The following is a 13379-nucleotide window of genomic DNA, read 5'->3' as shown; positions in this document are numbered from 1 at the left end:
AAGACCACTCCTTTCATTTGAATTAGATAGGGAATATTCCAATATTTATACTGTTTCTAAAGATATATTTGCTAGTTCTTTAATATCGAATATTTCAATTGGACAATGTTTATATCTAATTAACTGCTCTTCTTCCAGATGATTCAATATTTTAATAGCGCTTTGCCTCGTGCATCCACAATAGGCAGCAATATAATAGCTGGTAATACCTCTTGGAAGTATATGCTTTTCTCCATTTTTGATACCCAGCTCTAAAGCTAACTTTTTGAGTAGTAAAATAACTCTGTCTTTTATTTGATACTGAAACTGTGAAGAAAATATATATTCGCGTTGGTTTAAATCATGAATAATTTCAAGAAGCACATCTGTAAAAAAAGGTGTTTTCTCTAATATTTCTAAAACGATGCTTGTTTCAATCCGAACTAGCGTAGCCCTGGTAATTGCAGAGAAATCAAATTTTTCATTTTGTGAAAACTTTTTATTTAAAATAATATTATCTTTTGTTAAAAATGAAGTACAGATGATTTGCTTCCTAACATCATTCCTACCAATTAATTGTGCTAATATTCCTGATTCCAAGATGTAAATATACTGACTGTCCTTTTGATTTATCCACTCGCCTTTTTCCAATACAAGTTTTTCTTTATTGTTATGAAATAGTGGATCTGAGGCAAGGATAAATTGAAAGATATTACCCTCTTTCATCAGTAGCTCATGTACATCTAGATAATTCACTCTTCTCATCCCCTTCCTAGATTACTTAATTTATTATAGCTTAAGCATTTTTAACAAAGAACAGCTTTTTTTTAAGATTTATTACTTAAAATTTGTATTATCTTAATCCTCCAATATTCTAGAAATCATAAGTTATTGTTATTGCTGATTAGAAAGTAATCGTATCAAGTAACTTGAACACTTTATTGATTCGTAAAAAATATTACGAAATTGTGTCTTTGCTTACTTTAGTATGGAGGAATGTTTGAAAGAAATTTTCAAAGACAGATTCCCCTCATTTGATTGATTATTGTAAAGATACATATATTTTATGTTGTGCTGGACTCTATAATTCAATGATATAGGATTCTTATTTTGTATAACGTAAAATTTTTTACCTTTTTATTGTTTTTTTAAAATTATTTTTTTATAAAAAAAGGCTGTAAAATGGGCATTTTAATTTGATTTTCCTTATCCCTTTTACTTTTATAATTCCTTTAGACATATTTTAGACAAAGTACGCTTCTAATTACGAATGATTTGATATAATCCCCTAAAAAACAACTCCTTGCTAGCTTTCGCAGGCAAGGAGTCAGACTCTGTCCTATCTATATTATGCTTTTCTATACTGTCTTACAACTACTGCTCCTAGGATGAAGAGAATCGCTGCGCCTAATAGAATCCAGATGTACTCTAATGCGTCACCTGTACTTGGTAGGAAGCTTGTCGATGCTGGTGTGTTGTCTTTCTCTTTATTCTCCGTCACTTTCATTTCTGCTGTTTTTTCTGCTTGTTTTGTTGACTTGCTTTCTTCTTTTGTTTGGTTTTCTTTGTTAACTGATTTCTCTTGATTAGCTGGTGTTTCTTTTGCAGGTGGTACGGTTGTTTCTTTCGTTGGGTTTTCTGGTGTTTTTGGTGTTTCTTCTGATGGATTTTCTGGTGTTTCTTGAACTGGTACTGCTGGCGTTGGTGGTGTTACCGTTGGAATTTCTGACTGAATCATATCGCCTTCGTTCGCAAAAGCTAGTTCTGCTTGGTTTGGAATACCACCGTCTTGGATAAATGGAGCTAATTGCTCGTCTGTTACGTCTTGTTTGATGGTTGTTGTCACAGTCATTGTATACGTGTGGCCTGCCAAGTATGCAAAGCTATCGTCTTTTTTGTTCATCGTGAAGGTAATGAGGTTGTTGTCTTCTGTGATTGTTCCGTTTTCTGTTACATCGTTGCCATTTTCGTCGGTGATTTGGATGTTTTCGATGGCTAGTACGTCGTTGATTTGGTCTGTGATAATCGCTTGGTTCCAGCTTGCTGTTTGGTTACCGAATGCGGTGTGGACGTTCCAGTTGAAAGCGTCGTTGCGGTTGGTCAGGTCTAGGTGCTCTTTGCCTTCGATGTCTTTGCTGATTTCTGGGTTCACTGGTGGTGGTGTTACCGTTGGGATTTCCGATTGGATATTGTCGCCTTCGTTACCGAACGCTAGGTCTGCTTGGTTTGGAATCCCGCCGTCTTGGATGAATGGCGCTAATTGCTCATCTGTTACGCCTTCTTTGATGGTTGTTGTCACAGTCATCGTGTAGGTGTGGCCTGCCAAGTACGCAAAGCTATCGTCTTTTTTGTTCATCGTGAAGGTAATCAGGTTGTTTTCTTCTGTGATGGTGCCGTTTTCTGTTACATCGTTGCCATTTTCGTCGGTGATTTGGATGTTTTCGATGGCTAGTAAGTTGTTGATTTGGTCTGTGATAATCGCTTGGTTCCAGCTTGCTGTTTGGTTACCAAATGCGGTGTGGATGTTCCAGTCAAAGGCGTCATTGCGGTTTGCTAGCTCTAGGTGCTCTTTGCCTTCGATATCTTTGCTGATTTCTGGATTCACTGGTGGTGGCGTTACTTTTGGAATTTCTGATACGATTTTTCCGCTATTGTTGAAAGTTAATTCTGCTTGGTTTGGAATCCCGCCGTCTTGGATGAATGGCGCTAGTTGCTCGTCTGTTACGCCGTCTTTGATTTTTGTTTGGATGTTCATCGTGTACGTTTGACCCGATAGGAAGGCGTAGCTGTTGTTTTTCTTGTTGATGGTGAACGTGATTAAGTTGTTTTCTTCTGTGAGTGTGCCGTTTCCTGTCACATCGTTGCCTTGTGCGTCTGTGATTTGAATGTTTTCAATCTCTAATAAGTCGTTGATTTGATCGGTTAATACCGCTTTTGTCCATGTCGCTGTGTTGTTGCCAAACTTCGTGTCTACATTCCAGACGAATGAATCGTCGCGGTTTGTTAGTTCTAGTGATTGGCTAGCTGTCGTTGGTGCGCCTTCTAGTTGAGCCATGATGTTCCAGTCAAACGCTTGGTGCACTGCTACATTTTTGTGGATTTCTGGTACGTCGATTTTCGTATTTTTGTGCGTCAGTGTGATCATTTGGCCTGCGTTGGCTGCTGTGATTTCGAAGGCGATGGGTGTTTTATCTAGGATATAACCGCTTGGGGCTGTTACTTCAACCAGACTATATTTCCCAAGGGCAAGATCGTTGATTGTCAGCGTACCGTTGGCTACTGTCGTTACCGTCTTAATGGGTGTCCCAGCGGCGTTAAGCAAGTGATACGTAGCGCCGGCTAATGTCTTGTTGGTAGCTGCTGCATCGACTTTGCGTAGTTGTATGCTACCTGTTGGATCTGGCTCTGGAATTGGGTCTGGATCTGGTGTTTCTGTTTCTGTTTCTGGCTCTTCTGGTATTTCTACTGGTGGTGTCTCCGTTTCTGGTTCTTCTGGCGTCTCCGTTGGTGGTATTTCTGTTGCTGGTTCTGGTTGGTTATCTACTGTAATCACCATCGTCGTGGCATGGTTGTCCGCTGTAATTTGGAACGTACGTGCTGTGGCGTCTAAGATATAACCATTTGGTGCTTTTGTTTCTACCAATCGATACGTTCCTAGGGCTAAATTATCTAATCGTGCCTTACCCGAACTATCTGTTACAAGTGTACGCTCCGTATCCACTGTGCTTTCTAATCGGAACTCCGCACCCGCTAGTAGCTTGCTGTGATTGGTCGCATCGCGTTTGATGATTTCTATACTACCTTTTAGATCTGGTGTCTCTGTTGGTGGTGTTTCACCTGTTCCTGATCCGTCACCGCCAAAGTATTTGACTTCTGATTTCTTGCTTTCACTTACGTCAGTTCCTGTTAATTTCGCCTCGTTTCTATAAGCTTGACCTGTCACTGGGTTCGCCATTTTTGTTTGGTACGTCACCGATACCCTGTCGTTGATGTTCCCTAAAGCTAACTGGAAACCTTGCGAATTGCTATTTATTAACATATTCTCTATGACAGCGTCCGCTAATTTGTTAGAGGCAATCGGATTTCCTTGATTATCTGTATTTCCTTTATAGACCGCTAAAGAGTCACGTATAAACGTATGACCAGCACCAATTGTGTCTGTATACACAGCGTTTGGAATCGTTAACTTATCGTAATTGATGAGTACTGTCCAGTTGATTAGCGTTGGATCGTTCGCATCTACCTCGCCCCATTTGGCTAATACGTTGGCTGGTAATTCTGTTGGTGGCGGTCCTACTACACCATTATCTGAAATGTTGAGTCCTATTTGCACATTACCATTCTTTGTTGGAAAATTAATCGTGCTTTGTTCACCTGAAGTATTCGCAGATCTATCTACTTGCACCCAGACACGCATATCACCATGTACGTTCGTTCTTGATTCTGCATAGTCCGTGAAGGTTACTGTGATTTCATTCGTTGTCGGGTTTACTTTCGCTCTTCCTACGACATTTCCTTGTGCATCTTTTAGATCAAAGTCAAGACCAGCTTCTAGTTTTAACTCAGCAGGCATCTTCACAATCATCGTGTCGCCTGCTTTGACCGTACCATCTGGAATGGCCCAGTTGTAGTTGACCTGAATTTTTTCGCCTAAGCTAGCTGTCGTTTTATCTAAAGTTACATTGGTGATAAGGCTTGGGCCGTGATTCGTGCTAGCAGAACTAAAGTTAAACGGGATAACTGTGATAGCGATAACTGCGACCATTAACATGATTAATATCTTTTTCATTTTTTTCATAAATGGATGTCTCTCCTCTATTTTTTATTTTTCCATGGCTTGGATTAGGGACCTAAATTCCATCGATATATCTGGCGTTTCAAAGGAGCTATAATGGCTATACTGTAGTACTTTGGAGGCTTCGTATGTGGTCTTGTTTGCTTCTGTACACCTAATATACCATGATGTTATCCGCCAATTGGGCTATTCCAAAAAAAGAAAATAAGAATGGAATCATCTATTTTAGTTTTGATTATTCTGTTTATTATACAAAATATCTGATATTAGATTTATTTATAAAGAGAGATCATGTCGGTCTCTTTCTTCTATATAAACAATTCTTACCTTGATTGAGTTTCTTCCATAAAGATAAGGAATTACTGCAAAAAAGGTACGAGCTATTGGTGCTTAGCTCGTACCTTTATTCTCTACTCAAACAAATGTAAACTGTTTTTTAGTTTTCAGTAGTATCGTCCTCAGACTCTTCACTCACTACTGTTTCGTTTTCGGATACTTCTTCGTCCACAAACTCTTCCTCTTCTTCTTTCGGCACTTTCGCAACGGTTGCTACAAATTCATCATCATCTAGACGAATCAGTTTCACGCCCATCGCGCTACGGCCAGTTTGAGAAATATCGCCGACTGAGAACCTGATCAGAACGCCACCAATAGTCATCAGCATTAAGTCTTCTTCACCAGTGACGGTTTTCAGAGCGACAAGATTTCCGTTTTTCTCTGTGATATTGATGGTTTTAACGCCCATACCGCCACGATTACGAAGCGGATACTGAGCAGCTAGCGTTTGCTTCCCATAACCGTTCTCCGTCACGACAAGCACTTTCTCGTCGTCTTCTAGGATTTCCATGCCGACAACCTCATCATCTTCACGAAGGCGAATACCACGCACACCAGCCGCTGTACGACCCATGACACGAATATCAGTCTCCTCAAAGTAAATCGATTGGCCAAATTTCGTTCCAATAATGATTTTCTTACTGCCATCCGTCATTTGCACAGAAATCAACTCATCATTTTCACGAAGTTCCACGGCTCGCAAACCACTTTGACGAATCTTCGCGAATTGTGTCAACGTACTACGCTTCACGACGCCAAGTTTCGTTGTAAAGAATAGATACTGATCATCCGTAAAGTCGCGCAGATTAATCACGGCATTTACTTTTTCCTGGCTCTCGATGCCAAGCAAGTTGATAATCGGAATCCCTTTCGCAGTACGGCTATACTCAGGAATTTCATACCCTTTTGCACGGTAAACTTTCCCAGTATTCGTAAAGAATAGCAGCGTATCATGCGTACTCGTAGCTACAAGATGCTCTACGAAATCATCTTCATGCGTGCCCATTCCTTGCACACCACGGCCACCACGGCGCTGACTACGATAAGTCGAAAGCGGCAGACGCTTGATATAGCCTTTATTCGTAAGCGTAATCGCAACTTCCTCTTCTGGAATTAGATCCTCATCTTCCAAGCTTACCAAATCACCCGCCAAAATTTCCGTACGGCGTTTGTCCGCATATTTCTCTTTAATCTCTGTCAATTCTTCACGAATAATTTCTAAAATACGCTCATCATCGCCTAAAATTGCTTTCAAGTCCGTAATCAGAGCCATCAAACTGTTAAATTCATCCTCGATTTTGTCGCGTTCCAAACCTGTTAAACGTTGCAAACGCATATCCAAAATCGCTTGCGCTTGTTTATCAGAAAGGTTAAATTGTGTCATCAAGCCTTCTTTGGCAACATCCGCTGTTTTCGAAGCTCGAATTAATTTTATAACTGCATCGATATTATCAAGCGCGATCCGTAAACCTTCTAGAATATGCGCGCGAGCCTCCGCTTTACGCAGTTCGAATTCCGTACGGCGACGAATAACGATTTTTTGATGCTCTAAATAATGATATAAAATCTCTTTCAAATTCAGCACTTTCGGATGATTCGCAACAAGTGCCAACATATTAATCCCAAAAGTGGTTTGGAGAGCTGTCATTTTATACAAGTTATTAATAATAACGCTGGCACTCACATCACGACGAACCTCGATTACCATACGCATACCTGTACGGTCAGACTCATCATTGGCAGATGTAATACCATCAATTTTTTTCTCACGAGCAAGTTCAGCAATACGCTCAAGTAGACGCGCCTTATTAACTTGATACGGCAGCTCCGTAATAACGATTGTCTCTTTACCATTACTCTTCGTTTCAATCTCTACACGAGCACGAAGCGTGATAGAACCACGACCCGTTTCATAAGCACGACGAATTCCAGAACGACCCATAATCATCCCAGCAGTAGGGAAATCAGGACCAGGAATATATTCCATCAACTCACGAATCTCGATATCAGGATTGTTACTCAGCGCAAGCACACCGTCAATAACCTCACCAAGATGATGCGTTGGAATATTTGTCGCCATCCCAACCGCAATCCCAGACGAACCATTGACAAGCAAGTTAGGAAAACGAGCTGGCAAAATATTAGGCTCACGTTCCGAACCATCATAGTTATCAACATAATCAATCGTATCTTTATTAATATCACGCAAAAGCTCCATCGAAATTTTGGACATTCTAGCTTCCGTATAACGCATCGCAGCCGCCATATCCCCATCGACCGAACCAAAGTTACCGTGCCCATCAACAAGCATATTCCGATAACTAAAATCCTGCGCCATCCGAACCATCGTGAAATAAACCGCCGTATCACCATGCGGATGATACTTACCGATAACTTCACCGACAATACGCGCCGATTTCTTATAAGCCTTATCAGACGTCATACCAAGATCATTCATCGCATACAAAATCCGACGATGCACAGGTTTCAAGCCATCTCTAACATCTGGAAGAGCCCGAGCCACAATAACACTCATCGCATAATCTAGAAAAGAAGTACGCATCTCTTTATTCAAATTGATTTCCGTCACTCTTGACTCTGGTGTTTCTGACATTTTTCAAGAAACCTCCTTCAAATTACAACACATATGATATGTATTCCCCATCATTATTTCCCGGGAAATATTATTATTCTTTTATCTCTTAATCTCAAAGTTTCCCGACTTGAAACGGGAAACCTCAGCGCACCAGCAAATGCTTAATTCCTAGGCAAAAGCGAGTACCGAAACGGAGCGTACTTACGTACGTGAGTATCGGAACACAGCTTTTAACGACGGAAGTGAGCCTTTGCTGGTGCGCTGAGCGAAAGTTAGACGTCGAGATTTTTGACGTACTGCGCATTCTCTTCAATAAACTTACGACGCGGTTCCACATTATCACCCATAAGCATCTCAAACGTTTCATCCGCCGCAATCGCATCATCAATATTCACTTGAAGCAATGTACGGTGTTCAGGATTCATTGTCGTATCCCACAGTTGTTCAGGATTCATCTCACCCAAACCTTTGTAACGCTGAATACCATATTTCGTGTCCGCTTCCAATGTCGCCAAATAATCTTCCAATTGGCTGTCACTGTAAACGTACTCCTGCGTTTTCCCGTGCTTAATCTGATAAAGCGGTGGTTGCGCGATATAAATATACCCAGCATCTACCAAAGGACGCATGTAACGATAAAACAACGTCAACAACAACGTCCGAATATGCGCACCATCGACATCGGCATCGGTCATAATAATCAATTTATGATAACGTGATTTCGCAACGTCAAAATCGCCACCAAAACCAGTTCCCATCGCTGTAAAGATCGTCCGAATTTCCTCATTCGCCAAAATTTTATCTAAACGTGCTTTTTCAACGTTTAAAATTTTACCACGAATTGGAAGTATCGCTTGGAATAACCGATCACGGCCTTGCTTAGCAGAACCACCGGCAGAGTCACCCTCTACGATATAAAGTTCGCTGATAGCAGGGTTTCGCGAAGAACAATCGGCCAATTTACCTGGTAGACTAGAAATTTCAAGACCACTGGATTTACGTGCCACTTCACGTGCTCGCTTCGCTGCAAGACGCGCACGGCTCGCCACAACACCCTTGTCGACGATTTTTCTAGCGACCGTAGGGTTTTCCATTAAGAACTTATCTAAAGCCGTAGAGAACAGCTTATCTGTGATTGTACGTGCTTCAGAGTTGCCCAGCTTCGTTTTCGTTTGTCCTTCAAACTGCGGATCCGGATGCTTAATCGAAATAATCGCTGTCAGACCTTCACGAACGTCCTCACCAGACAAGTTATCATCACTGTCTTTAAATAATTTATTACGTCGCGCATAGTCATTAATAACACGCGTCAAAGCTGTTTTAAAGCCTGATTCATGCGTTCCACCTTCATACGTATGGATATTATTCGCGAATGAAATCAGATTGCTCGAAAAACCAGTATTATATTGCATCGAAACTTCCACCATAATGCCATCACGTTCGCCCTCAATGTAGATAGGCTCCTCATGAATGACCTCTTTAGAACGGTTTAAATGCTCCACATAAGACTTGATTCCGCCTTCATAATGATAATCTTGGCGCTGCTCTTGCCCTTCACGCTTATCTTCAATCGAAATTTGCAAACCACGGTTTAAGAAAGCAAGCTCTCGCGTACGCGTTCTAAGCGTGTCATACTCAAAATCCGTCGTTTCTTTAAAAATCTCTGAATCCGGCGTAAAATGAACAATCGTTCCGCGATAATCAGACGCACCGCGTTCTTCCAAGTCCATCACTACATCCCCACGTTCAAAACGTTGGTAATACTGTGTGCCGTCACGGTGAACTTGTACTTCTAGGCTCGTTGACAAGGCATTAACAACAGACGCACCAACACCATGCAAACCACCAGAAACCTTGTATCCGCCACCGCCAAACTTACCACCAGCATGCAGTACTGTGAAAATAACCTCAACTGTTGGGCGACCAATTTTTTCGTTAATCCCAGTTGGAATTCCACGACCATTATCGCGTACAGTGATGCTGTTATCCTTCTCAATCGAGATTTCGATTTCCGTACAGAATCCAGCCAGAGCCTCATCGATACTATTATCCACAATCTCCCATACCAGATGATGCAAACCACGTTGACTAGTAGAACCAATATACATACCCGGTCTTTTACGAACAGCCTCTAGGCCTTCTAAGACCTGAATCTGATCATCGCTATACTCATCCGCATTTCCTTGCACATTCGTCATATTTTCCTCAGACATCTAATATCCACCGCGCTTTCTTATCCGTTTACAAAACGATATTTTGCTATTATTTCTTCGTTACTGTACCTTTTTCCACCCAAAAAGTTGTTGCGTCGTTCAGCGTTGCATGGTCGATGCCGTCGATACTGGTCGTCGTCACAAACGTCTGCACCTTACCTTGAATCGCAGCCAACAAATGGGATTGCCTGAAATCATCCAACTCACTAAGCACATCATCCAGCAATAAAACCGGATATTCGCCCGTCTCCTCAAAAATCAAATCGATTTCCGCAAGTTTCACAGAAAGCGCTGTAGTCCGCTGCTGGCCTTGTGAGCCGAACACTTGTACATTTTGATCATTGACATAAAAGAAGAGATCATCTCGATGTGGGCCAATGAGCGTAACACCTCGATCGATTTCTCTTTGAGCGATTGATTCCATTTTCTTATATAAATTCGCTTGCCATTCCGCCGCATCTGAGCCCTCAAGCTCTACAGACGGTTTATATTCTAATTTCAAATGCTCCAACTCGCGCGAAATCTCAAAATGGATTGGAACCGCGAATTGCTCCAACCTTTCGATAAAATCCGCCCGGCGCTTCGTTAATTTCACCGCAACCTCGATAAATTGTTCGGTTAAAATTTGCCACATCGTTGGATCGTGTTTACGCTTGATTTGCGCTTGTTTTAAAAAATGATTGCGTTGTTGCAAAATACGCTGATACTGACTCAAATCATGCAAGTAAACCGGCTGTATTTGGCCAATTTCCATGTTGATAAAACGCCTTCTCACGCCCGGCGCACCTTTTACGAGTGATAGATCTTCTGGGGCAAACATGACGACATTCAAATTCCCGACATATTGGCTTAGCTTCTTCTGTTCTAAATGGTTGACCTTAGCTTTCTTGCCTTTTTGTGTCAGCGTTAGCTCGAGTGGAACCGATTGCCCATGTTTTTCGACGCGACCTTCAATTTTTGCAGATTCGGCGTCCCAGCTGATGAAATCCTTATCATTCGTCGTCCGGTGTGATTTCGCAACTGCGAGTAATAAAATTGCTTCTAAAAGATTCGTCTTACCTTGCGCGTTCTCGCCTAAAAAAACGTTGACCTTGTTATCAAATGTCAGTTCCTGTTCTTTATAGTTTCGAAACTGGCGCAATACTAGATTCTCTAAATGCATATAATCCCTTATCCTTCTTTGATCAGCCTTGTTGGATCTGGACTTTACCCTCACCAGGAACTAAGACTACATCACCGTTTCGTAACTTACGACCGCGACGATTATCTTCTTCTCCGTTAATATACACCATGTTTTCACTTAAAAAAGCTTTCGCCATGCCGCCGCTCGAGATAACATCCATCATTTGAAGCAGTTGCCCAAGTGTAATATATTCGGTATTAATTTTAATACTTTCCGCCATTTTTTTCACGTCCAATCTTAATAAGTCCTATTCCTCTATTTTACTAGAAAATCAGCCAGAATACAACGAAATTATTTATATATGCGTTTTTTAGCCAATTTTAATAAAACTAATAGGGGGATATTATTTTGGTTTATAAATAAATATGGGGCTTCTCAGCGGGTTTTTGTTCTTAAAGCACAAAACTTCGCGATTTTCTTTTTTCCATCCAGCGTCTTTAAATCCGATCGATACAAACAGATCTTTCGCAATCGTATTTTCTGGGGAAACGGCAACTTTCACTTCAATGCTCTCCGGATTTTTCACAAATACAAAATCTACGAGTTGCTCCAAAGCACGGCGTCCTAGACCTTGATGCTGATAATCTTTATCGATCGCAAAGCCCGAAATCCAGTGATTATCCTTCGATTCATCCTCGTACGTATACAAAATAAAGCCGACTAATTCCTTCTCCGAGTATATGCCATAGGGGTTATAAACCAGCTTCGAATCCTCTGGCTCACCAGCAATGCGCATTAACGAATCCGCGACAGAGTCAACAAATGGTTTCTGCTCACGAAAAACGCTTATTTCTGAGGCCTTTTCCCACATGTCCAGAGGTAGTTTTCTAATAATCATCTATCTTACTCCTTTATTTTCACTTTCTATTTCTTACTTCCCATTCTACTATAGTTCCTTCTTGATAACAGCTTTTCGCATCCACTTACCCGATTTATAGCGCCATAATCCGAGCATCGTCGCACTGACCCAAGCCGCCGGTGTTGCCCACCACAAGCCCATATAGCCTAAAAATTGTGCCAAAATAAAACCGATAGCAAGCCGCGCGACCAACTCAAAAATTCCCATCCAAAGCGGAATAATCGCGTCCCCAGTCCCACGCAATGTTTCGCGCACAACGAATAAAATCCCAACGACGACGTAAAACAGCGATACAATTTTCAGATAACCAGTTCCAATCGATAGGGCTTCAGTAGCCGAACTATCCAGAAACAGTGTCAAAAACTGATGCGCGAAAAGCTGTACTAATACAGTTAAGGCTAAACTGACGACAGTCACTACTTTTATCCCAGACCAAAAGCCTTGTTTGACGCGATCAATTTTTCCAGCTCCCATATTTTGGCCAGCGAACATCGAAGAAGCCGAGCCAAACGCAATCCCAGGTTGGTATGTCAGCGAATCAATCCGACTCGCAGCCGTGTAAGCAGCAACAACCGTCGCGCCGAAACTATTGATCAAGCCTTGAATCGCCATATTCCCAATCGAAATAAACGAACCTTGTAACGCAGAAGGAAACGCAATTCGAAAAATTTCTTTAAAAATCGCGCTATCAAAATGGATATCCTTCTTTTTCAAACGCATGTATGGAATTTTGCGATAGCTGTAAATAATGCATAAAATCGCCGAAACCAGCTGACTAAAAACCGTCGCCCAAGCCGCACCAGCAACACCCATCCCAAATTCAACGACGAAGAGAAAGCTTAACGCAATATTGAGCAACGATGAAATAATAAGAAAATACAGCGGCGTAATCGAGTTTCCGAATGCTCTCAAAATCGCCGAAACCCCGTTATAAAGCCCCATTGGCAATATTCCGATAAATAAAGTCGTCACAAAAAGGACGGAATCATCTAATATTTCTGTGGGTGTTCCTAAAAGTAGCAACAACGGTTTCGCGAGTAAGATGCCGACGATTGTTAGCACGACGGACACCGAAACAATCATAATACTCGCCGTCGCAAGCACCCGTTTCAATCGCTGAAAATCCTGAAAACCGAAATATTGCGCCACAACAACAGAAACACCGCTCATCAATCCAATCACAAGCGATAGAAAAAAGAAATTGAGCGCATTCGTCGCCCCAACAGCTGCAAGCGCATTCACACCAACAAATTTTCCGACAATCATCGCGTCTACCATGACGTAAAACTGCTGAAACAAGTTCCCAATCAACATAGGCATCGCGAAATAAAAAATAGTTTTCGTCGGATTCCCAGTAGTCATATCCTTAATCATACTCTGGCGCCTCCTTATATGTAGTCAAGCACAACACAAAACCC

At 41.6% G+C, this 13379-nt stretch carries 8 protein-coding genes; all 8 read right to left on the bottom strand.

Features of this window, described 5'->3' with window-relative positions:
• Positions 1-45: 45 nt before the first annotated feature.
• The 8 genes from EP58_RS09620 to EP58_RS09585 all read right to left on the bottom strand — a co-directional run bounded on the left by EP58_RS09620 (position 46) and on the right by EP58_RS09585 (position 13335).
• Positions 46-735 carry a Crp/Fnr family transcriptional regulator gene (locus EP58_RS09620; protein WP_036092944.1) on the bottom strand — a complete coding sequence of 230 codons (690 nt, stop codon included), beginning with the start codon at positions 733-735 and terminating at the stop codon, positions 46-48.
• 592 nt (positions 736-1327) lie between these two features.
• A complete protein-coding gene (locus EP58_RS17000) occupies positions 1328-4777 on the bottom strand; it encodes an isopeptide-forming domain-containing fimbrial protein (RefSeq protein WP_052171420.1) in 3450 nt (1149 codons plus the stop codon).
• Positions 4778-5210: 433 nt separating this feature from the next.
• Positions 5211-7724, bottom strand: coding sequence for a DNA gyrase subunit A (gene gyrA, locus EP58_RS09610; RefSeq protein WP_036092942.1), 2514 nt, complete (start codon positions 7722-7724; stop codon positions 5211-5213).
• A gap of 254 nt (positions 7725-7978) precedes the next feature.
• On the bottom strand, positions 7979-9919 hold the full coding sequence (gene gyrB, locus EP58_RS09605) for a DNA topoisomerase (ATP-hydrolyzing) subunit B (protein ID WP_052171419.1): 1941 nt from the start codon (positions 9917-9919) through the stop codon (positions 7979-7981).
• A gap of 49 nt (positions 9920-9968) precedes the next feature.
• Positions 9969-11081: a DNA replication/repair protein RecF gene (recF, locus tag EP58_RS09600; protein ID WP_036092941.1), complete on the bottom strand. Its 1113-nt coding sequence runs from the start codon at positions 11079-11081 to the stop codon at positions 9969-9971.
• A 22-nt stretch (positions 11082-11103) separates the two neighbouring features.
• Positions 11104-11322 (bottom strand): S4 domain-containing protein YaaA, encoded by a 219-nt coding sequence (gene yaaA / locus EP58_RS09595; RefSeq protein WP_036078868.1) that lies wholly within the window; start codon positions 11320-11322, stop codon positions 11104-11106.
• Positions 11323-11445: 123 nt separating this feature from the next.
• Positions 11446-11940 carry a GNAT family N-acetyltransferase gene (locus tag EP58_RS09590; RefSeq protein WP_036092939.1) on the bottom strand — a complete coding sequence of 165 codons (495 nt, stop codon included), beginning with the start codon at positions 11938-11940 and terminating at the stop codon, positions 11446-11448.
• A gap of 48 nt (positions 11941-11988) precedes the next feature.
• A complete protein-coding gene (locus EP58_RS09585; protein WP_036092937.1) occupies positions 11989-13335 on the bottom strand; it encodes an MATE family efflux transporter in 1347 nt (448 codons plus the stop codon).
• Positions 13336-13379 lie beyond the last annotated feature (44 nt).

This window comes from Paenilisteria newyorkensis, assembly GCF_000766145.1.
In the GTDB taxonomy this organism is placed as follows: Bacteria; Bacillota; Bacilli; order Lactobacillales; family Listeriaceae; genus Listeria_A; species Listeria_A newyorkensis.
This window is presented reverse-complemented; position numbering and strand designations above follow the sequence as displayed.

What these genes read in the sequence shown, in the direction of transcription:
- EP58_RS17000 (WP_052171420.1), bottom strand. Translation starts at nt 4,777, where the DNA reads ATGAAAAAAATGAAAAAGATATTAATCATGTTAATGGTCGCAGTTATC.
- gyrA (WP_036092942.1), bottom strand. Translation starts at nt 7,724, where the DNA reads ATGTCAGAAACACCAGAGTCAAGAGTGACGGAAATCAATTTGAATAAA.
- gyrB (WP_052171419.1), bottom strand. Translation starts at nt 9,919, where the DNA reads ATGTCTGAGGAAAATATGACGAATGTGCAAGGAAATGCGGATGAGTAT.
- recF (WP_036092941.1), bottom strand. Translation starts at nt 11,081, where the DNA reads ATGCATTTAGAGAATCTAGTATTGCGCCAGTTTCGAAACTATAAAGAA.
- yaaA (WP_036078868.1), bottom strand. Translation starts at nt 11,322, where the DNA reads ATGGCGGAAAGTATTAAAATTAATACCGAATATATTACACTTGGGCAA.
- EP58_RS09590 (WP_036092939.1), bottom strand. Translation starts at nt 11,940, where the DNA reads ATGATTATTAGAAAACTACCTCTGGACATGTGGGAAAAGGCCTCAGAA.
- EP58_RS09585 (WP_036092937.1), bottom strand. Translation starts at nt 13,335, where the DNA reads ATGATTAAGGATATGACTACTGGGAATCCGACGAAAACTATTTTTTAT.